General features: G+C 71.8%; 20 protein-coding genes and 1 pseudogene. 6 read left to right on the top strand and 15 right to left on the bottom strand.

The window, feature by feature from the left end; all coding sequences use genetic code 11:
* Positions 1–215: 215 nt before the first annotated feature.
* A complete protein-coding gene (locus tag ACZ4XD_RS22425; protein WP_468044637.1) occupies positions 216–1,340 on the bottom strand; it encodes a glycerate kinase in 1,125 nt (374 codons plus the stop codon).
* A 215-nt stretch (positions 1,341–1,555) separates the two neighbouring features.
* Between ACZ4XD_RS22425 and ACZ4XD_RS22420 the strand changes: the two genes are divergently transcribed.
* Both ACZ4XD_RS22420 and ACZ4XD_RS22415 read left to right on the top strand, forming a co-directional pair.
* On the top strand, positions 1,556–2,059 hold the full coding sequence (locus ACZ4XD_RS22420) for an NUDIX domain-containing protein (protein WP_468044635.1): 504 nt from the start codon (positions 1,556–1,558) through the stop codon (positions 2,057–2,059).
* A 49-nt stretch (positions 2,060–2,108) separates the two neighbouring features.
* A complete protein-coding gene (locus tag ACZ4XD_RS22415; RefSeq protein ID WP_468044633.1) occupies positions 2,109–2,918 on the top strand; it encodes a DUF4037 domain-containing protein in 810 nt (269 codons plus the stop codon).
* A gap of 48 nt (positions 2,919–2,966) precedes the next feature.
* On the opposite strand, the gene ACZ4XD_RS22410 is transcribed toward ACZ4XD_RS22415, so the two are convergent.
* Both ACZ4XD_RS22410 and ACZ4XD_RS22405 read right to left on the bottom strand, forming a co-directional pair.
* On the bottom strand, positions 2,967–3,512 hold the full coding sequence (locus ACZ4XD_RS22410) for a methylated-DNA--[protein]-cysteine S-methyltransferase (protein ID WP_468044627.1): 546 nt from the start codon (positions 3,510–3,512) through the stop codon (positions 2,967–2,969).
* Between the two features lie 10 nt (positions 3,513–3,522).
* On the bottom strand, positions 3,523–4,995 hold the full coding sequence (locus tag ACZ4XD_RS22405; RefSeq protein WP_468044625.1) for an AlkA N-terminal domain-containing protein: 1,473 nt from the start codon (positions 4,993–4,995) through the stop codon (positions 3,523–3,525).
* 269 nt (positions 4,996–5,264) lie between these two features.
* On the opposite strand from ACZ4XD_RS22405, the gene ACZ4XD_RS22400 reads away from it, so the two are divergent.
* On the top strand, positions 5,265–5,777 hold the full coding sequence (locus ACZ4XD_RS22400; RefSeq protein WP_468044623.1) for a protease inhibitor I42 family protein: 513 nt from the start codon (positions 5,265–5,267) through the stop codon (positions 5,775–5,777).
* A gap of 40 nt (positions 5,778–5,817) precedes the next feature.
* On the opposite strand, the gene ACZ4XD_RS22395 is transcribed toward ACZ4XD_RS22400, so the two are convergent.
* The 4 genes from ACZ4XD_RS22395 to ACZ4XD_RS22380 all read right to left on the bottom strand — a co-directional run bounded on the left by ACZ4XD_RS22395 (position 5,818) and on the right by ACZ4XD_RS22380 (position 10,901).
* Positions 5,818–6,330 (bottom strand): O-acetyl-ADP-ribose deacetylase, encoded by a 513-nt coding sequence (locus tag ACZ4XD_RS22395; RefSeq protein WP_468044621.1) that lies wholly within the window; start codon positions 6,328–6,330, stop codon positions 5,818–5,820.
* A gap of 97 nt (positions 6,331–6,427) precedes the next feature.
* A complete protein-coding gene (locus ACZ4XD_RS22390) occupies positions 6,428–7,849 on the bottom strand; it encodes a phytoene desaturase family protein (protein WP_468044619.1) in 1,422 nt (473 codons plus the stop codon).
* A 40-nt stretch (positions 7,850–7,889) separates the two neighbouring features.
* Positions 7,890–8,828, bottom strand: coding sequence for an inositol monophosphatase family protein (locus tag ACZ4XD_RS22385; protein ID WP_468044617.1), 939 nt, complete (start codon positions 8,826–8,828; stop codon positions 7,890–7,892).
* Between the two features lie 210 nt (positions 8,829–9,038).
* A complete protein-coding gene (locus ACZ4XD_RS22380; protein WP_468044615.1) occupies positions 9,039–10,901 on the bottom strand; it encodes a gamma-glutamyltransferase family protein in 1,863 nt (620 codons plus the stop codon).
* A gap of 240 nt (positions 10,902–11,141) precedes the next feature.
* Here ACZ4XD_RS22380 and ACZ4XD_RS22375 point away from each other — a divergent pair, with 240 nt between their 5' ends.
* From ACZ4XD_RS22375 to ACZ4XD_RS22365, 3 genes and pseudogenes are all read left to right on the top strand, one after another.
* Positions 11,142–12,095: a hypothetical protein gene (locus ACZ4XD_RS22375; protein ID WP_468044613.1), complete on the top strand. Its 954-nt coding sequence runs from the start codon at positions 11,142–11,144 to the stop codon at positions 12,093–12,095.
* Positions 12,096–12,132: 37 nt separating this feature from the next.
* Complete coding sequence (locus ACZ4XD_RS22370) at positions 12,133–12,897, top strand: SIR2 family NAD-dependent protein deacylase (RefSeq protein WP_468044611.1); 765 nt, start codon at positions 12,133–12,135, stop codon at positions 12,895–12,897.
* Between the two features lie 25 nt (positions 12,898–12,922).
* A pseudogene (locus tag ACZ4XD_RS22365) lies at positions 12,923–13,206 on the top strand (lipoate--protein ligase family protein); the annotation flags it as partial.
* Between the two features lie 12 nt (positions 13,207–13,218).
* Here the strand turns inward: ACZ4XD_RS22365 and ACZ4XD_RS22360 are convergent.
* The 8 genes from ACZ4XD_RS22360 to ACZ4XD_RS22325 form a co-directional block, all read right to left on the bottom strand.
* A complete protein-coding gene (locus ACZ4XD_RS22360; protein WP_468044609.1) occupies positions 13,219–13,641 on the bottom strand; it encodes a hypothetical protein in 423 nt (140 codons plus the stop codon).
* Between the two features lie 65 nt (positions 13,642–13,706).
* On the bottom strand, positions 13,707–14,150 hold the full coding sequence (locus ACZ4XD_RS22355) for a glycine-rich domain-containing protein (RefSeq protein ID WP_468044607.1): 444 nt from the start codon (positions 14,148–14,150) through the stop codon (positions 13,707–13,709).
* A gap of 568 nt (positions 14,151–14,718) precedes the next feature.
* Positions 14,719–15,573, bottom strand: coding sequence for a helix-turn-helix domain-containing protein (locus ACZ4XD_RS22350; RefSeq protein WP_468044605.1), 855 nt, complete (start codon positions 15,571–15,573; stop codon positions 14,719–14,721).
* A 22-nt stretch (positions 15,574–15,595) separates the two neighbouring features.
* On the bottom strand, positions 15,596–16,108 hold the full coding sequence (locus tag ACZ4XD_RS22345) for a DUF6879 family protein (RefSeq protein WP_468044603.1): 513 nt from the start codon (positions 16,106–16,108) through the stop codon (positions 15,596–15,598).
* On the bottom strand, positions 16,086–16,313 hold the full coding sequence (locus ACZ4XD_RS22340) for a hypothetical protein (protein ID WP_468044601.1): 228 nt from the start codon (positions 16,311–16,313) through the stop codon (positions 16,086–16,088). Before ACZ4XD_RS22340 ends, ACZ4XD_RS22345 begins: the two co-directional genes overlap by 23 nt.
* Before the next feature lie 187 nt (positions 16,314–16,500).
* Complete coding sequence (locus ACZ4XD_RS22335; RefSeq protein WP_468044599.1) at positions 16,501–17,619, bottom strand: methyltransferase domain-containing protein; 1,119 nt, start codon at positions 17,617–17,619, stop codon at positions 16,501–16,503.
* A gap of 340 nt (positions 17,620–17,959) precedes the next feature.
* Positions 17,960–18,118 carry a hypothetical protein gene (locus ACZ4XD_RS22330; protein ID WP_468044597.1) on the bottom strand — a complete coding sequence of 53 codons (159 nt, stop codon included), beginning with the start codon at positions 18,116–18,118 and terminating at the stop codon, positions 17,960–17,962.
* A 168-nt stretch (positions 18,119–18,286) separates the two neighbouring features.
* On the bottom strand, positions 18,287–18,430 hold the full coding sequence (locus ACZ4XD_RS22325; RefSeq protein ID WP_468044595.1) for a hypothetical protein: 144 nt from the start codon (positions 18,428–18,430) through the stop codon (positions 18,287–18,289).
* Between the last annotated feature and the right edge of the window lie 317 nt (positions 18,431–18,747).

The raw sequence follows: 18,747 nt of genomic DNA, 5'->3' as shown, positions 1-18,747 counted from the left end.
TCCGTTCCCTCCCTTTGTAGTATGCGTGTGGGGGAGAGAAAGAGGAGGAGGGGTACCCCACCCCCCCCCCCCCCCCACCACCCCCCCCCCGTCCCCCCCCCCCCCCCCCCCCCCCCCACCACCCCCCCCCCCCCCCCCCCCCCCCCACCCCCCCCCTCCCCCCCCCCCCCGCGGCGTGTGCGGTGGGTGCGGCCCGCCGGGGGCCGCACCGGGTCTCAGACCAGGAAGTCCCGCGCCAGCCGCTCCGCCGCCCGCTCCAGCAGCGGGCCCGCCCCGGCCATACAGCGGGCCGGGTCCGGCTCCAGATCCGTCAGGGCGTAGGCCCGCCGGATGCCGGCCGCGGCGAGCGCCTCCTGGGGCAGCTGGAGCCGGCCGCAGACCGCGACCACGTCCAGACCGGCCGCACGGGCCGCGGCGGCGACCCCGGCCGGCGCCTTGCCGTGCAGGGTCTGCGCGTCGAGCGAGCCCTCGCCGGTGATGACGAAGGTGGCCTTCGCCAGCGCCGGGGCGAAGCCCAGGACGTCCAGCATGACGTCGATGCCCGGCCGGAAGACCGCGTCCAGGCCGACCAGCGCGCCGTAGCCGATACCGCCCGCGGCGCCCGCGCCCGGCGCCAGCGCGTGTTCCGCGGCCCTGGGGCCCACCGCACCCGCCAGCACCTCGGCATAGTGCGCCAGGGCCGCGTCCAGGGTGGCCACGTCCTCCTCGCTCGCCCCCTTCTGCGGGCCGTAGACCGCCGGGGCGCCCTTCGGGCCGGTGAGCGGGTTGTCGACGTCGCTGGCGAGCACGATCACGGTCTTCGCGAGCCGCGGGTCCAGCCCCGACAGATCGGCGGTGGCCAGGTCGCGCAGCGGGCCGCCGCCCGGGGCGACCGGCTCGCCGTCCGCGTCCAGGAACCGCGCGCCGAGCGCCGCGAGCATCCCCGCCCCGCCATCGGTCGTGGCGCTGCCGCCGACGCCGAAGACGATCGAGGTCGCGCCCGCGTCGAGGGCGGCGAGCAGCAGCTCACCGGTGCCGTACGTGGTGGCCGTCAGGGGCGCGAAGACGCCCCCGGGGAGGTGCTGGAGTCCGGAGGCCTCCGCCATCTCCACCACCGCCGTGCCGTCGTCCCGCAGCGCGAAAGTGGCCGTCACCGGCACGCCGGTCGGGCCGGTGACCCGGGCCTCGTAACGGGTGAAACCGGCCGCGAGGGCCGCTGCGACCGTACCGTCGCCGCCGTCCGCGACCGGGACGGCCGAGACCGCCAGCCCGGGGACCGCGCGCCGCAGACCGGCGGTGACATGCTCGGCGACCTCGACGGCCGTGAGCGAGCCCTTGAATTTGTCCGCGGCGATCAGCACATGTGCTGTGGGTGTCCTTGATGCGTCCGCCACCGTGTTTCCCCTTGCTTTCGAACTGGCAGTCGCGCCGCTGTGACCTTATCCGGCACGCGCCACGGCGAACAGGGCACACCGGTCCGCGGTGCCGCCGAGCGCCCCCGGTGTGCGCCCCTGGAAGATCCGCCGGGCGGGCGCGGCCCCGGACCCGCGCCGTCTAGGCTCGCGCCGTGACGACCATGGACTACGCCGCTTACATCGCCGGTCTGCCCCGTGTGATCGCGGGCGCGGGCACCCTCTTCCGCGACGCGGAGGGCCGTCTGCTGCTCGTGGAGCCCAACTACCGCGACACCTGGATCCTGCCCGGCGGCACCGTCGAGTCGGACGCCGGCGAATCGCCCCGGCAGGCCGCCCGCCGCGAGACCGCCGAGGAGATCGGCCTGGACATCGAGCCGGGCGCGCTGCTCGCCATCGACTGGGTACGCGGCACGAACCGCCCGCCGCTGGTGTCGTACCTCTACGACGGCGGGGTGCTGGACGCCGCCCAGCTGTCCGCGATCCGCCTCCAGGAGAGCGAGCTGCTGTCCTGGCGCATGGTGCACTGGGACGAGGCCCAGACGCTGGTGAGCCGGGAGATGGCGCTGCGTGTCGACGCCGCGCTGAAGGCCCGCGCGGCCGGCCGTGGCCCGGCAGAACTGGAGGACGGTGTTCCGCCGAACGCGTCTGACGGCCCGTCGAAATGAGGTGGACACCGGTACGGCCGTGCTCCCTAGGCTGACCGCCATGACCGCCATGAACGCCATCGCAGCCGAGATCGCACAGGTGCCGGGGATCATCGGGGTGATGCTCGGCGGAAGCCGGGCCCGGGGCACCCACCGGCCGGACTCCGACTGGGATCTGGGGGTCTATTACCGGGGTGAGCCGGACCTGGCGGCGCTGGAGACGCTGGCCGCGGAGGTGACCGGCGGTCCCGTCGAGGTGTACGGGCCGGGGGCCTGGGGTGCGTGGGTCAACGGCGGCGCCTGGCTGGAGCTGCCCGACGGCCGCCAGGTGGACTGGATCCTGCGGGACGTCGACCGGGTGCGGCAGGTCTGGGAGGAGTGCCGCGCGGGCCGCTTCGAGATCGGCGTACAGGCCGGTCACCCGCTCGGTTTCTGGTCCCCCGCCTATCCGGGCGAGGCGGCGCTGGGCCGGGTGCTCGCCGACCCCGGGGGCGAACTGGCCCGGCTCCGGCAGGAGACCCAGGACTATCCGGAGCCCCTGCGCAAGGCACTGACCGGCGGCGCGGTCTGGGACGCCGGGTTCTCGGTGGCGATGGCCGGCAAGTCGTCCGCGGCCCGGGACGTGCTGCACTCGGCCCTGTGCCTCTCCCGCGCCGTCGGCTACCTCGTCCAGGCCCTGCACGCCCACCACCGCACCTGGTGCCTCAACGAGAAGGGCGCACTCGCGGCGGCCGCGGCGATGCCGGAGACACCACCCGGCTTCGGCGCCCGTGCCGCTGCCCTGCTCGGCGAACTCGGCCACGCGGAAGAGGAGTTGGTCCGCTCGCTGACCGCGGCGGAGGAGCTGGTGGCGGAGGTGCGTGAGGTGACGGGGGGCTAGGGATCGTCCCGGCGGAGGTCCCGTCGAGCGGGGCCGTGCGGAGCGCCGTCAGCCGACGGACTCCGCCGGGAACAGGCCGTCCTCCGTGCGCTCGAAGGCGAGCAGGCGGCGCTTGCGGTCGAGGCCGCCGCCGTAGCCGGTGAGGCTGCCGTTGGCGCCTACGACGCGATGGCACGGGACGATGATGCCGACCGGGTTGCGGCCGTTGGCCAGGCCGACCGCGCGGGACGCCGACGGGGTGCCGAGCCGCTCGGCGAGTTGCCCGTACGAGACGGTCCCGCCGTACGGGATGGTGCACAGCGCCGCCCACACGCGGCGCTGGAAGGGCGTGCCGCGCAGGGCCAGCGGCAGGTCGAAGGTGGTCAACTCGCCGCGGAAATAGGCCCGGAGCTGGGCGATGGTCGCGGCGAACGGGGGCTCGCCGGGGTCCGCCGGGTGGCCGAAGGTCTCCTGGGGCGGGCGGTGGCGCTGGCCGGTCATGTAGAGGCCGCTGAGGGACTCTCCGGTGGCGACGAGGGTGAGCGGCCCCACCGGGGTGTCGTCCAGGACGGTGTGGGTGACGGGGGCGGCGGGTTCGGGTGCGTGCACAGTCATGGCGGTGGGCTCAGTTCGTCGGGAGGTGATTGATGGGGTGGTCGTCGGTCGCCCAGAGGTACTGGACGGCGTAGGCGCGCCAGGGGCGCCAGAGCGCGGAGTGCCGGATGAGGGCCGCCGGGGTGTGCGGCAGGCCGAGGCCGGCGGCCGCGCGGCGCAGCCCGAGGTCGGTGGGGGTGAAGGCGTCCGGGTCGCCGAGGGCGCGCATGGCGACGCATTCGACGGTCCAGGGGCCGATGCCGGGCAGCGCCGCGAGCTGCGCCCGGGCGGCGTCCCGGTCGCTGCCGACGCCCAGTTGCAGCGCACCGGAGCCGAGGGCGGCGATGACGCCGGTGAGGGTGGCCCGGCGGGTACGGGGCATCGCCAGCTGTTCCGGGTCCAGCCCGGCGAGCGCGGCGGCGGTCGGGAAGAGATGGCTGAGGCCGCCGTCCGGGTCGTCGATCCGTTCGCCGTGCGCACGGACCAGCCGTCCGGCGTGGGTGCGGGCCGCCGCGGTGGAGACCTGCTGGCCGAGGACGGCGCGGACCGCGAATTCGTCCGCGTCGACCGTCCGCGGGACCCGGCGGCCGGGCGCCTTGTCGACGAGCGGGGCCAGCCGCGGGTCCTCGCGGAGCAGTCCGTCGACGGCTTCCGGGTCCGCGTCGAGGTCGAGCATCCGGCGGCAGCGGGCGATGGCCCCGGCCAGATCGCGCAGATCGGTGAGGGAGAGGCGGCAGTCGATGTGGTCGGGGCGGGGTGCGAGGGCCACGATGCCGTGCCCGTAGGGGAGGTTCAGGGTCCGGCGGTAGGCGCCGTCCCGCCACTCCTCGACGCCGGGGACCGCGGTGGCGGCGAGATGCCCGAAGAGGTTGTCGGGGTTCAGCGGCTGCCGGAAGGGCAGCCGCAGCGCGAGCGCACCGGGCACCGTCGCCCTCGGGCCCGGCCGGGCGCGCTGCCGCAGCTCCGTCGGGGGCAGCGCGAAGACCTCCCGGACCGTCTCGTTGAAGGTGCGGATGCTGGCGAAACCCGCGGCGAAGGCGACCTCGGCCATCGGCAGTGTGGTGGTCTCCACCAGGAGCCGGGCGGTCTGCGCCCGCTGGGCGCGGGCCAGGGCGAGCGGGCCGGCGCCCAGCTCGGCCAGCAGCTGCCGCTCGGTCTGCCGGGTGCTGTAGCCGAGCCGGGCCGCGAGGCCGGGGACACCCTCGCGGTCGACGATGCCATCGGCGATCAGCCGCATGGCGCGGGCGACGAGGTCGGCCCGCTCGTTCCACTCCGGGGACCCCGGGCTGGCGTCCGGGCGGCACCGTTTGCAGGCCCGGAAACCGGCCTGCTGGGCGGCGGCCGCGCTCGGGTAGAAGCGCATGTTCTCCGGCTTGGGAGGCACCACGGGGCAGCTGGGACGGCAGTAGATACGGGTGGTGAGCACCGCCGTGAAGAACCAGCCGTCGAAGCGGGCGTCCTTGGACTGCACGGCGCGCAGACAGCGCTCGGTGTCGGTGTGCATGACCTCAGGATTCCTCAGCCGAGGCGCTCCGGCTGGCGAGAATCCGACATCAACGTGGGGTGACCAGGGAGGGCGGCGCGGTCCGTCCCGGTCCTCGTGCGGCGGGGGCCGGCAGCGCTGTCGCGGGACGGCGGCAGCGACCCGCCGCCGGGCTGCCCGGCGCACGCCTAAGATGATCTCCACTCAGGCGTCGCCTCCGGCGCAGCATGTCATGGGCATGCTGCCGCTTCGGCGTACGACTTCCCGGGCCCCGCCGACTGAAGCGATCCATGATGCGTACTCAACTCCCGAACGCGGCCCTTCGCCGGGCGCTCACACCGGTACTCACACCGGTACTCACCGCCCTCGCGACGCTCACCGTCCTCTCCGCCCTCACCGGATGCGGTCTCATCAGGCCCAGCACGTACGACACGGACGAGACCGCCATCGAGGCCGACTCCGGCGAGGAGTTCACGCTGTCCGTGCCCTCCAACGCCTCGCTCGGCGAACGCTGGTACGTGGCCGAGCCGAAGCCCGCCGCCGGTGTCGTGCGCGCGGCGGGCGAGGATCAGGAGGGCTCGGGGAGCGAGGCGGACGGGGCAGGCGGCGGCAGCCAGCTCTTCCGCTTCAAGGCCGTCGGCCGGGGCAGCACCACGATCCGGCTGATCCACTGCCCCGTGCACGCCTGCATCGGCCAGGGCCACGACTCGGCCACGGCTTCGCCGCCCCCGCCCGCCGGCCCCACGGCCGCACCGGCACCGAGCCGTCCGACCTACCACACCTACCGCGTCACCGTGCGGTGACCACCGGACCCGGCAACGACTGAGCCGGCGTTCCCGCAGGTCAGTCGACGAGCGCAGCGAAAACCGCGTACGCCTGCTCGTCGAAGAGGACGAACCGCACCTCTTCCACCGCCGTCTCCGTGGCGCGCACGGTCTCCACCGCGATGCGAGCGGCCTCCTCCATCGGCCAGCTATAGACGCCGGTGGAGATGGCCGGGAACGCGACCGTCCGCGCGCCCAGGTCGTCGGCGACCCGCAGGGACTCGCGGTAGCAGGAGGCCAGGAGCTCGGAGCGGTCCTCGCTCTTCGCCCACACCGGGCCGACGGTGTGGATGACCCAGCGGGCCGGCAGCCGGCCGGCGGTGGTGGCGACGGCCTGGCCGGTGGGCAGACCGCGGCCGTACTGGGCGGCGCGCAGGTCACGGCACTCGTCGAGGATCTCCGGGCCACCGCGCCGGTGGATCGCGCCGTCCACTCCCCCGCCGCCGAGGAGCGACGAGTTGGCGGCGTTGACCACGGCGTCCACGGCCTGTTCGGTGATGTCGCCCTGGATGAGGGTGAGGGAGGTGCTCATGGGGGACGAGCCTAGGCGGTGTCCCGCGCATCTGCGGGGAACGACGAGCGGGGCGGGGTACGGGGCGCCCGCCCGCGCGCGCCGAACGGCCCGTCGCTCAGCGGTGGTTGGCGCGCAGGCGGCGCCAGACCGTCTTGGCGGCGTAGTGGCCGGACATGCCGTGGACGCCGGGGCCGGGCGGGGTGGCCTGGGAGCAGAGGTAGATGGCGGGGTGGGCGGTCTCGTACGGGACCCGGGCGAGCTTGGGGCGGATGAGCAGGCGCAGGCCGGCCGCGGAGCCGGTGGCGGTGTCGCCGCCGACGTAATTGGCGTTGCGGGCGGCGATTTGGGGCGGGCCGGCGACCGCGCGGGCCAGCACCAGGTCACGGAAGCCGGGGGCGAAGCGCTCGATCTGCCGCTCGACGACCTCGGTGGCGTCGCCCTCCCAGCCGTTGGGGACATGCCCGTACGCCCAGAAGGTGTGCTTGCCCTCGGGGGCGCGGGTGGGGTCGATCAGGCTGGGCTGAGCGGTGATCAGGAAGGGGACGGCGGGGTCCTGGCCGTGGGTGGCGGCGTTGAGCGAGGCGCCGATCTCACCGCTGGTGGGGCCGATATGGACGGTGCCGGCGCGGTGTGCCTCCTTGGCCGTCCACGGCACCGGGGCCGCCAGCGCGTAGTCGATCTTGAAGACGCTGGGGCCGTACTTCACCTCGCGGTAGGCGTTGCCCAGTCCGGCGATCCGGGCGAGCGCGGTCGGTGAGGTGTCGAAGACATACGCGCGGGCCGGCGGCAGATCGTCCAGGCGCTTGACCTCGAAGTCGGTGTGCACCACTCCGCCGTGGGCGCGCAGCAGACCGGCGAGCGCGTCGGAGATGGCCTGGGAGCCGCCGCGCGGTACCGGCCAGCCCTTGTGGTGCGCGGCGAGCGCGAACATCAGGGCCATACCGGAGGTGCCGATGCCGCTGAGCGGGGCGTTGGCGTGCGCCCCGAGGCCGGCCAGCAGTCCGCGGGCCTTCGCGCCCTGGAAGCGGCGGTTGAGGAGGCTGACCGGCTGGATCCCGACCAGGCCGAAGCGGGCGTAGGTCACCGGGTCCTGCGGCAGGCCGAGCCACTGGGTGCGCAGGAAGTCGTGGGCCATGGTGTCCCACTTGCCGACGAAGGGCGCCACCAGCCTGCGGTAGGCGCCGGCGTCCCGCGGCCCGAAGGACATGGCGGTCTCGCCGACGGAGTGGGCGAGCACGGCGGCCGTGCCGTCCGGGAAGGGGTGCGCCATCGGGAGGTCGGGGTGCAGCCATTCGAGGCCGTGGCGGTCCAGCGGCATGGCGGAGAAGGCGGGCGAGCCGACGCCGGTGGGGTGCACCGCCGAGCAGGGGTCGTGGCGGAAGCCGGGGAGGGTCAGCTCCTCGGTGCGGGCGCCGCCGCCGATGGTGTCGCGGGCCTCGAAGACCTCCACGGACATACCGCGGCGGGCCAGTTCGGCGGCCGCCGTCAGGCCGTTGGGTCCCGCTCCGATCACCACGGCATCGAGCATCCTCGGCACCTGCGCCACTCCCCTCAATTCCGACCCTCGTCGGTGAGGGTCAGTTGGCGGCTGCCAGCAGTCCGAGGATACGCCGCGCCGTTTCGGCGTCCCGCGCCGCGGTGAAGGGCAGCGCATTGCCGCCTTCGATGCGGAACGGCTGCCCGGCGACCGTGCCGCTGGCGCCGCCCGCCTCGTGGACCAGCAGCAGCCCGGCCGCGTGGTCCCAGGCGTTCTCCCAGCTGAAGGCCGTGGCGTCGATCTCGCCGCGGGCTATGTGCAGATACTCCAGGCCCGCCGAGCCACAGGGGCGCGGGGCGATACCGCCGGTGTCCAGGGTGGCGAGCACCCGCTTCTGGTCGTCGTCGGTGAAGTCGTAGTGGGAGGTGGCGACATCGAGGACCGCACCGGAGGACGGGCTGCCGGCCTGGAGCGGTACGCCGTTCAGCCGGGCGCCGGCGCCGCGGCGGGCGACGGCCATCAGGCCGAGCGCGGGGGCGTACGTCCAGGAGGCCAGCACCTCGCCGCGGTGGGCGAGCGCGACCAGTGTGCAGAAGCCGGGGTCGCCGTGCACGAACTGGCGGGTGCCGTCGACCGGGTCGACGATCCAGACGGGGGCGTCACCGTGCAGCGCGTCGAGCACGCCCGGGTCGGCGTGCACCGCTTCCTCGCCGACCACCAGGGAACCGGGCAGCAGGGCCGTGAGCGAGACGGTGAGGTGTTCCTCGGCGAGCCGGTCGGCGACCGTGACGAGGTCGTGCGGCCCGTTCTTCTCGACGATGTCCTCGGCGGCGAGCTGCCGGAAGCGGGGCATGATCTCGTCGGCCGCGGCGCGGCGGACGGCGGCCTCGACGGCGGCCAGGTCCAGGGCCGAGAGGTCGAGCGACGGGCCGTCCGGGGCGGGGGCCGGGGCGGGGGCCGGGGTCGCGGCGGGCGGGGTGGCGGCAATCGGGGTAATCGCGGTCTCTCCTGCTTCTTGGGTACGAAGTGCTTCGATCATGTGTCCATCGAAACACGAGCCACTGACACGAGGACTGGACTCCAGGTGAATTCCGGATGCCACGGCGGGCACGGGGCGGGGGGCGGGGCCCGGGGGGGGGGGCGGGCCGCCCGGTGACCACCGGCCGCCCCCGTCCCCGTCCCCGTCCCCCGTACAGCGCCTCAGAGCCGCAGGACCACAGCGCTACAGGAGCTTCAGCGCCTCAGCGCCTCAGCGCCCGACCGCGTACCCCTGCATCCCCCGCGGATTCGCCGCCGCGGACAGCACACCGGACTCCGGGTCCCGTGCCACCGCGCACAGCCGCCCCTCGGACCAGGCATCACCCACCGTGACCCGGTGACCACGCCGGCGCAGCTCGTCGATGACCCGCTGGCCGATCCGGGACTCCACCGTCACGCTCCCCGGCCGCATCCCGCGCGGGAAGAAGGAGCCGGGGAAGGAGTCCTGGTGCCAGTTCGGGGCGTCGATGGCGCCCTGGAGGTCGAGGCCGCCACGGACCGCTCCGCGCAGCGCCACGGCCAGGAAGAAGTGCACCTGCCACTGGTCCTGCTGATCGCCGCCCGGTGTTCCGAAGGCCATCACCGGGATCCCGTCGCGCAGGGCGAGGGACGGGGTGAGGGTGGTGCGGGGGCGGCGCCCCGGGGTGAGCGAGTTGGGCAGGCCCTCCTCCAGCCAGGCCATCTGGAGCCGGGTGCCGAGCGGGAAGCCGAGCGCCGGGACGACGGGGTTGGACTGGAGCCAGCCGCCGGACGGGGTGGCGGAGACCAGGTTGCCCCAGCGGTCGACGACATCGATATGGCAGGTGTCGCCGCGGGTGGCACCGTTCCGGTCGATCTCGGGGGCGACGTCCGCCGGTACGCCCGGACCGGCCGCTCCCGGCACCCCGTGCGCGACGGTCGGCTCGCCCGCCCCGCGCCCGGAGGCACCCCGCGCGTCAAAGCCGTCCGTGCCCGCCGCGGCCGCCACCGCGTGCTTGCTCAGCCGCGGGGCGCGGCCGTCCGGACTGCCGGGGCGCAGCTCGTACGAGGCATGCTCGCCGATGAGGGCCCGGCGGTCGGCGTTGTAGCCGTCGCTCAGCAGGGCGTCGAGCGGGACCTCGGCGGCGTCGCCGTACCAGGCCTCGCGGTCGGCCATCGCCAGCTTGCTGCCCTCGATGAGCAGATGGACGTAGTCGGGGCTGCCGTACGCGGGCAACTCCGGTGGCAGCAGCGCGAGTTGCTGGAGGAAGGCGGGGCCCTGGGACCAGCCGCCGGCCTTGGCGACGGTCCAGCCGTTCCAGTCGTGGGTGACGGGCGCCTCGTAGGTGGCGGCGAAGGCGGCCAGGTCGTCGCCGGTGAGGGTGCCCGCATGGCGTTCGCCGGAGGTGTCCATGGCGGGGCGGGCCGCGAAGCCGGCGAGCGCCTCGCCGATGAAACCTTCGCGCCAGATACGGCGGGCGGCCTCGATCTGCGCTTCACGACCGGTCGCGGCGGCCTCCGCCTCGGCGGTCAGCCGCCGCCATGTGGCGGCCAGCGGCCGGTTCCTGAGCAGCCCTCCGGGGGCGACGGGCCGGCCGTCCGGGAGATAGATCTCGGCGGAGGAGATCCACTCCGTCTCGAAGAGTTCACGGACCGTCGCGACGGTCGCACCGATCCGCTCCACGGCGGGATGGCCGTGCTCGGCGTAGCCGATGGCGTACCGCAGCACCTCGGCCAGGGACTTGCTGCCGTGGTCGCGCAGCAGCAGCATCCAGGCGTCGAAGGCGCCGGGGACCGCGGCGGCGAGCGGTCCGGTGCCGGGCACCAGGTCGAGACCCAGCGAGGTGTAGTGCGCCACGCTCGCCCCGGCCGGCGCCGGACCCTGGCCGCACAGCACCCGCACCGGCCCGTCCGCGGGCGCCAGGATGATCGGCACCTCACCCGCCGGACCGTTCAGATGCGGCTCCACGACATGCAGCACGAACCCGGCGGCCACCGCTGCGTCATAGGCGTTTCCGCCGTCCTCCAGGACGGCCATCGCGGACTGCGACGCCAGCCAGTGCGTCGTGGAGGCCATACCGAAGGTGCCTTGGAGGGTCGGACGGGTGGTGAACACGGTGACTCCTCTGTGCTGCGGTGAGAGCGGTGCGGGGCGGGCCCCCGGGCGCGGTCGGTGGGCGGCCCTTCGCGATCGTACGTAGGAGTCACGGAGACGGCGGGCGCCATACGGGGATCACCGATGCGGTCCACCGCGGACCGGCCGGCGGGCGGCCCCGGGGCATGGCCGTAGGCTCGGGCGAGGGCCAGGCAGCCGCCGGCACCCGGAGTCCCCCGAGGAAGCGAGACGGCGATACCCGTGAAGCGCACCACGCTCCCCCGCTCGGCAAGCGGCGTCCGCTGGGACGGGCTGGCGCTGGGCATCGACGGACCGGCCCGCCCGCCACTGCGGGCCGAAGTCGCCGACGGGCGGCGGCTGGTGCTCTTCCAGGACGACCGGGTCGTCCTGCTGGCCCGGCAGCGCGTCACCCATCGCGGCGTGCACTACGCACGCACCGGCCGGTACACCTCGCCGATACCTCCGTTGCGCGCCGACACTGCCCGTACGTACCGGGAGGCATGCCCGGACGACGACGCCTGGCTCGCCCGGTGGGCGCATCACTTCGCCACCGCGCTACGGGAGAGCACCAACGGGCCGCTGCACGAGGGGGATTGGCAACTACGGCCGGGCATGTCCGCTGACGCGGTCGACGCCTACTGGAACACGCTGGCGCAGCACGATCCGGACCACGGCCATATCGCCTGGTTCAGCGGAAGCCCCGCGCACGACAGCCGCGACATCCTGCCGCTGCGTCCGCTGTCCGCCCCGGACGCCCCACGGGTGAAGGGCTTCCGGCGCCAGTACCGCGAGGGCGTGCTGCCACCCGTGGTGCTGTGGGGGATCAGCGCGCTCGACACCGCCGTGCTGCTGGACGGCCATGACCGGCTCGCGGCCGCCCTCGCCGAGGGCGGCCGTCCGCCCGTACTGCGGCTGAACCGCGAGGGACTGCCCGAGCTGCACGCCCTCCTGGCCGGGCCGGATCTCCGCGCCTACGAGGAACGCGTCGCCGCCCTCCAGCGGCAGCGGGACGGCGGCGATCCCCTCGCACCGTCCAAGATCGCCAACCAGGGACGACGGCTGGCGCACGAGCTGCACCGGACATACTCCGGTTCTCACCTCACCCGCGCCTGGCCCCTCCCCGGCGGCCCCGCCGCCTGGGACGCACTCGCCCGGGAGTACGCCCCCGGCTGGCACCCCGCCACCGATAACTGACAAGACGACCGGCCCAAGGACTGCATACGCTCACCCCATGACCGGTACCGTCCCGTCCCCCGACCAGCCGCCCCACCGCCCCCTCGTCGCGATCCTCTCCGGAGCGGGTATCTCCACCGACTCCGGGATTCCCGATTACCGCGGGCCGAACGGGCTGTGGCGGCGGGACCCGGAGGCGGAGAAGCTGGTCACGTACGACGCGTACATGGGTGATCCGGAGATCCGGCGGCGGTCGTGGCGGATGCGGCAGGAGAGCCCGGCGTTCCGGGCCCGGCCGAATGCCGCGCACGAGGCGGTGGCCAGGCTGGAGCGGTCCGGGACCCCGGTGCGGGTGATCACTCAGAACGTCGACGGACTGCACCAGCGCGCCGGGGTGCCCGACCGCAAGGTGCTCGAACTGCACGGCACGGTACGCGCGGTGACCTGCACCCGCTGTCATGCCCGGTCCTCGATGGAGGAGGCGCTGGCGCGGGTGGCCGCGGGCGAGCCTGATCCGGCGTGTCTGGTGTGCGGCGGGATTCTGAAGTCGGCGACGGTGATGTTCGGTGAGCGGCTGGATCCGCAGGTGCTCGGTACGGCACTGGGCGTGGCCAAGGCGGCGGAGGTCTTCCTCGCGGTCGGTACGACGCTTCAGGTGCAGCCGGCGGCCTCGCTCGCGGGGGTGGCCGCGGAGCACGGCGCCCGGCTGATCATCGTCAACGCCGAGCCGACCCCGTACGACGAGCTCGCCGCCGAGGTGATCCGTGAGCCGATCGGCAGTGCGCTGCCCCGGCTGCTGGCAGGGCTGGCGGAGCACCCGTGAGCAGCGGTTCCGAGGGAGGGGGTGGGTCCGGATCGCCGGGGACTTCTTCCTGGAGCCGGACGAGGCGCTGAAGGCCATCAACAGCGCGTGGGAGGGGGCACCGGCGAACGCCGGGGCCCGGGACCCTGGCGGCGCGGATCGATGCGGTTGCCGCCCGCCGGTGCCGCACTGTTCGGGTTCAGCAGCGAAGCGGTGGGCATCGCGGTCCGGCGGGCGGTCGCGGACGCCGCCGAGTGGACCGACTTCGACCGGCAGATCATCCATGCGGGCCCACAACCCCCGGCGCTGCACAGGGCGTTGGACGAGGTGCCGGCAACGCCCTCAGCATTCGAAGTAGTGGGGGTAATAGGTGTGCTTCATTGAGACCTGCTCCGGCGTGAGGGCATGTACGACCATGTTCCCCACGACGAGCGCGTGGTGGTTTGACCAATCAACAACATCAATCCGGCGTTCTCCGGGTTCCATGCGCCAAGTCGCATGGGGCAGCTTCACAACGAGGTCGGCCTGCATGATGAAGGCGCGAGACGCTTGCGTGATGATCCACTGCGCCTTTTCGCGATCCTGCGCTGTCGCGCGACAGCATCGATTCGCCATTTGCCACAGTTTCGACCACCGGACGCCCGGCGTAAGCGGTCCGACAAATGCAGTCTGACGGCCATCAACGGGTGTGGACGCATAGCCGAAAACCGGCCCGAACATCGAGAACGCCGTCACTCTGCCAGTGCCCTGATGGGATGCCGGCATGAATTTCCTCTCCTGGGAAATGACTGGCGCCCGGGCTGAGGTGCCCGGGCGCCGGCGTGAATTACCTAGCAGCAGGGACCGTCACCGCAGCAGGCGGGAGGATTACAGTCGGCCCTGGTGCCCCACAGCCGCTCATCCACCTCGAACCCCTGGGCCTTGATGCGTCCGACCACATCGACCATCAAGCCCTTCGTGCGAATCTTGCTGTTGGGCCTGTGGTGCAGGAAGTAGCCGAAGTTATCCTGACACCAATTGGCGTACTCCTCGGTGTGAAGCATGAAGGTGTGCCAGCCGGAATCCACCTGCTTGCTCGGGGCCATTTCGTCACCGGCCTGAGTGATGCCCATGACGTGGCACATCGCGATGGCCTCGCTCTGAACGCGCTCTGCGACGGAGCGTTCGAGGCCGTACTCGTCGGCGCAGAAGTCCACCAGGCGCTCAAACAGCTCCGGTGTGACGAGGTCGCGGCCTTGCCGGGCCTTGAACGGTTGCTCTAAAACGACTGCCATGGTGTTCCTGCCCTTCTCTGGTAGAGGCCGACGTGCGACGCTCAGCGGGTCGGCCGTGGATCACTTGCTCGCGACCCCGGCTGCTCGGCTGTCCAGGCTTCTGCGGCCGGGGTGGGAGTCACTGGCGCCCTTCTTTCGTGCACGTCAAGCACCGGCAGGGGCACGGCGGAACAGGTCCGGTCTTGGGCACGTAGAGGACGGCGTTGGTGTCGACCGATATCGCCGGCGGCCTGCTTGGCGCGCCTCTTCCCGCTACCGAACCGCCCGCTCGTCGTTCACGCGCGCCCGCGATCGTGGTTTCGAATGTCCCAAGCGGCGGAGTATGCGGCCCGCCAGTCCTTCCGCTTGAGCGCCTGAATGGGCTTTGCGGCTGAGGCAGCGCACTGTTTGCAGCCTAGGGCTCGGCGCCCTTCCAGCAGCCACCCGTCCAAGGGCAGTTCCACGGATTGTTGGGTGTACTGAGTCGGGGCGCTCATGACCCTCCGCTGTTCGCCTTGCACGTCGTCTCGGTTCAGTCAACGGCTGCGGGCAAGAGAGACTCAACGAGTGTGCCCGAACTTGCCCACCATCACCCGAGAGCGTCAATTGCTTGCGTGATGAGGCTGCGCGCCCCTGCCCCAAATACGGCTTGCTCGGCAAGGGTGGCGAATGTGTCCGCGTACATACCGATTTCATGTCGCTGCACGACGGTCAGATGAGCTGAGACCAGCTCGACGTTCGCTTGTGCGTCATCGAAGAGAAAGAAACCTTCCACGGGCCATAACCCTGAGCGATCAGCCGTCAAGGGAATGACGCCGAGACTGACGGACGGCAGCGTTGAGACAGTGAGCAAGTGCCCCAGTTGGCCTGCCATCGTCTCGACTCCGCCGATCCGGTACCGGAGGGCAGACTCTTCCAAGATGATCGAGAATCGGTGATTTCCCTCGTGCACGATGTGCTGCTTGTCGAGGCGAACGCGCACTGCCTCCTCAACGTCATCGACGAGTTGACGCCGGTCGCGGATCGAGGTCAGGAGCGCTCGAATGTATGCCTCGGTCTGCACAGGGCCTGGGATGAGCCACGAGGAGTAGATGCGGTATCGGAGCGTGCGTTCCCAGACAGGAAGCACCGACTCCTGGGCGCGGCGCAGTCCTGACCGTTCCAGTTGGCGCCACTCGACGTACATGCCGTCGATGCCGCGTGCGGTGTCGATCAGATCGTTGGCGAGGTGCGGAACTCCGCAGTGATCGGCGTAGGCACGGATGTCATCGAATGACGGTGGCCTGGTCCCGCTTTCGATCTTCGAGCACTTGGATTCGTGCCAACCTGCGAGCGCGGACAGCGCCCGCGCGGTGAGCCCGAAGTCTTTCCGGATCTCGCGCAGGCGCCGGCCGAAGGATACTCGTGCCTCTCTTACTGCGGAGGAGGAAGGTGGAGTGGACACGGTGCTTCAGGCTGTCCCGTCGTCACGCCAACCGGTACTGCGCGTGGGGGACAGTCTTCTCCCAGACCTTTTCGAACGCTGCGGAGAGGAAGGATGCCAACTGGGGGTCCTCGGCGTACTCGTGCTCCAGCGAGTCGCCATCACCATCGAAGTGGTTGACCAGCACCACCTTGTCGTCGAAGACCCAGAAGTCATTGCCTGGCAGCGCCAGTGCAGTCGCCTGCTGGCGGGGCAGCCAGCCCACTTCTTCTCCCGCGTTGATGTTGAGCCCGTCGGTGACCGAATGCTCGAAACGGATGTAGTCGGAGACAGGCTCCGAGACAATACGTGCGCGACGGACCGATACTCCTCGTCCCGTCGCCTCCTTCACGATGTCGAGCCAGCCTCGCCAACGTTCGGCGGGGTCGATGACCTTCCCCGCAGCCCAGTCGATGAAGGCGGGATCGGATCTCATGTACCCGTCCCGCATCTCCAAGTGGACCGCCGAGCGATGGCAGTTGCGGAACAGGGCATCAAACGTCGGGGCCTGCGTCACCCTTCACCTCCAAAAAGAACTGCACCATGCGTCGGGGGATCTCGACCACCGTCTCATGGGTGGGAAGGTCCAGTTGAGTCAGGCGGTCTGGGTCCTCGACCTTCAGCCCTTGGACCAGGTAGGCATCTTTTGCGTCATCCAGGTAGATCGTGAGAGACCCCCCGCTGGGGCTCTCGGGGTCCTTGCCGAGTTTGTGCAGAGTCATGATGTCCTCCTCGGTCGGAGATGACGATCTCTGTGACAGAGCTTGCTATGAACGTCCCACGGCAAAAAAGGAACTTGCCCAAACTTCCCCACTTCTCTGCTGCCCGGTCACGTCAAGGCGGACACAGCCGGACATGACAAGGCCCCCGCCCATGCGCCACGGGGGCAGCGCACGAGCAGGGCCGTTCTCAAAGGCTCCAGGATTCGGCCGGGTCGTCCAGCCACACCCTTTCGCCCTTGGCGGTCACGGTCAGGCCGAACCGGGTGTGATCCGGCCGCCCGCTGTCGACCCACCAGCGGAAGGCGTTCTCCACGTCATCCCAGAGGCGGCGGGGGCCCTGTTGCCAGACACGGGCCGTCTTCCCGTCACGGAACAGCACACACGCCCATGAGTGGTCACTCAGGCTGTAGAACCAGACCGGCCGCGCGCCGTCGCTCTTGCCGGCCACGACGTACGAGCACTGGGGGACGCGGAGCCCCATGGCGAACCGCTCCGGGCCGAACTGCTCCCCGACGAACTCCACTTCGGTGATCGTCGTGGCGGACTCGACTCCGTCCGCCACGCTTCCCGTGACGTACTCGGAGTGCGGGCGGGGGACGAACCGCTGGGACCGGAGCTTCATGAACTCCACGGGGCCGGTGAACCTGCCGGACGCGCTCTCACCATCCGGCGCGACCACCAGGCGGGCCACCGCGTCGGCGTTGCTGTAGTTCGTCCCCCACGGCGCCACGATGACGCCGCCGGGCCGGCACTGCTCCACCCACGAGAACGGGATGGACCGGAGGCCACACGTAGCGATGACCCGGTCATACGGCGCCCCTTCCAGGTAGCCCTGGAACCCGTCGCCGTGGACGACGTGGAGGGGGATTCCCAGCCGCTCCACGGTCGCCATGGCGGACGTGGCCACCGCCCGGTCCACCTCCACCGTGGTCACGCACCCCGGCCCCGCACGGTGGGCCATGAGCAACGCATTCCAGGCGGTGGCGGTGCCGATCTCCAGAGCCTTGTGGCCAGGCTGGAGGTCCAGGTCCTGGAGCATCCGGAAAACGACCGAAGGCATGGACGCGGAGCTGGTCGGGACGTGACCCGGTTCGGTGCCGGCATGCTCGCCGTCGTCCCACTGGGTGACGATCGGTACGTCGGAGTCCGCGCACTCCTGCCACTTGACGGGATCCTCCGCCTTGGCCACGGCCACGCTCCGGCCCGCCTCCATGTCGAACGGCCACATGAGGTCCGGCAAGACGGTGGAGCGGGGAACGGCCGCGTACGAGGGTGCCCAGTCGGAGGAGAGGGCCCCTGAAGTCATGAGGGCACGCCCCGGCCCGTCAAGGCCGGGGCGCTCCTGTGGTGCGTCGGCAGCCACTGGGTCAGGCACCCTTGGGCGGGTTGGGCTGACCCGGGCCACCGTCGGGGGACGGGGGCTGATGAGGGCCGGGGTACGGCTCGCCGGGGAGCTTGTCGCCACCGTCGTGCGTAAGGATCGTGATCACGGTTCCTCCATGTGTTCTCTCAGTGCTTGTTCACCCGGCCAACTGCCGCTGTCCGTAGGACAGTCGCCCGGGGCCTTGCCCGCCCCCCTGTCGGGATCACTCGACAACGCGGGGGACGCCGGAATGGGCATCCGACAAAGGGGCGGAGTTCTGGGGCTAGCCGGCGTCCGGCTTGGCGTGGATGCGCTCCCGCATCCGGGCCAACAGGTCGGCCTTTTCGACCTGTTGTCTGTCCTTGTTGGGATCGTCCTTGCCCACGGTGCTGGTCTCCCTCAAGTCGCCCCATGGCTTGCGGGCACCAAGTTGCCTACTCACTCCTGCCACCTCGCCTTCCCTTCCGGGGACGCGCGTCCGTCTCCACGGGCACGTCGTCGTGTTCGGGGTGGCGTCGGAGCAACACCCGGCAATCCACCGCTTTGGTCCGGTCGCCGTCCCTTTCGGCCGCCTTCAACTCCCGTTCCAGGTCAGCACACTTCGTGCAGCTCACGGCATACCCCGCAGCCGTGCCCGCTGGAGCTTCGCCAGGGCCTGGAGCTGTCGCCCTTCGCGCTCCGTGCCGGGGCGCAGACGGCCGTACGCCACGCGGGGCGACGTGTAGAACGCGGCTGGTGCCTCCGTCCTGATCACGCCCTCACCTCCCGTCCGTGCGGGTGGCCCGCGATCACCCCGTTAAGGCTCCGGACCTCCAGCGAACAGCCCGCCCTACGGGCCATCTCCCGGTCCTTGCCGCAGGGCTCGCACACGTCGCACCCCGGGACAGGAACGGGCTCCAGCATCGGACCGCCCAACACCGGGCCCGCTCGTACACATTGCTCAGCCATCCGAACCCCTCACTTTGTGTGGCCGGTTGGTGACAATGGTGGGGTAGGAATCGGTAGTGTGAGGGGAGATTCAGCGCCCAACCTGGGCGTTGGTCAGGACTGGGTATGCACATGCAGTTGACC

This window comes from Streptomyces sp. NPDC029466 (genome assembly GCF_055574515.1).
The sequence above is the reverse complement of the archived record's forward strand: the minus strand, read 5'-3'. Positions and strand labels throughout refer to the sequence as shown.

What these genes read in the sequence shown, in the direction of transcription:
- ACZ4XD_RS22420 (WP_468044635.1), top strand. Translation starts at nt 1,556, where the DNA reads ATGGACTACGCCGCTTACATCGCCGGTCTGCCCCGTGTGATCGCGGGC.
- ACZ4XD_RS22410 (WP_468044627.1), bottom strand. Translation starts at nt 3,512, where the DNA reads ATGACTGTGCACGCACCCGAACCCGCCGCCCCCGTCACCCACACCGTC.
- ACZ4XD_RS22360 (WP_468044609.1), bottom strand. Translation starts at nt 13,641, where the DNA reads ATGCCGGCATCCCATCAGGGCACTGGCAGAGTGACGGCGTTCTCGATG.
- ACZ4XD_RS22335 (WP_468044599.1), bottom strand. Translation starts at nt 17,619, where the DNA reads ATGACTTCAGGGGCCCTCTCCTCCGACTGGGCACCCTCGTACGCGGCC.
- ACZ4XD_RS22355 (WP_468044607.1), bottom strand. Translation starts at nt 14,150, where the DNA reads ATGGCAGTCGTTTTAGAGCAACCGTTCAAGGCCCGGCAAGGCCGCGAC.
- ACZ4XD_RS22340 (WP_468044601.1), bottom strand. Translation starts at nt 16,313, where the DNA reads ATGACTCTGCACAAACTCGGCAAGGACCCCGAGAGCCCCAGCGGGGGG.
- ACZ4XD_RS22395 (WP_468044621.1), bottom strand. Translation starts at nt 6,330, where the DNA reads ATGAGCACCTCCCTCACCCTCATCCAGGGCGACATCACCGAACAGGCC.
- ACZ4XD_RS22405 (WP_468044625.1), bottom strand. Translation starts at nt 4,995, where the DNA reads ATGCACACCGACACCGAGCGCTGTCTGCGCGCCGTGCAGTCCAAGGAC.
- ACZ4XD_RS22415 (WP_468044633.1), top strand. Translation starts at nt 2,109, where the DNA reads ATGAACGCCATCGCAGCCGAGATCGCACAGGTGCCGGGGATCATCGGG.
- ACZ4XD_RS22370 (WP_468044611.1), top strand. Translation starts at nt 12,133, where the DNA reads ATGACCGGTACCGTCCCGTCCCCCGACCAGCCGCCCCACCGCCCCCTC.
- ACZ4XD_RS22385 (WP_468044617.1), bottom strand. Translation starts at nt 8,828, where the DNA reads ATGATCGAAGCACTTCGTACCCAAGAAGCAGGAGAGACCGCGATTACC.
- ACZ4XD_RS22400 (WP_468044623.1), top strand. Translation starts at nt 5,265, where the DNA reads ATGATGCGTACTCAACTCCCGAACGCGGCCCTTCGCCGGGCGCTCACA.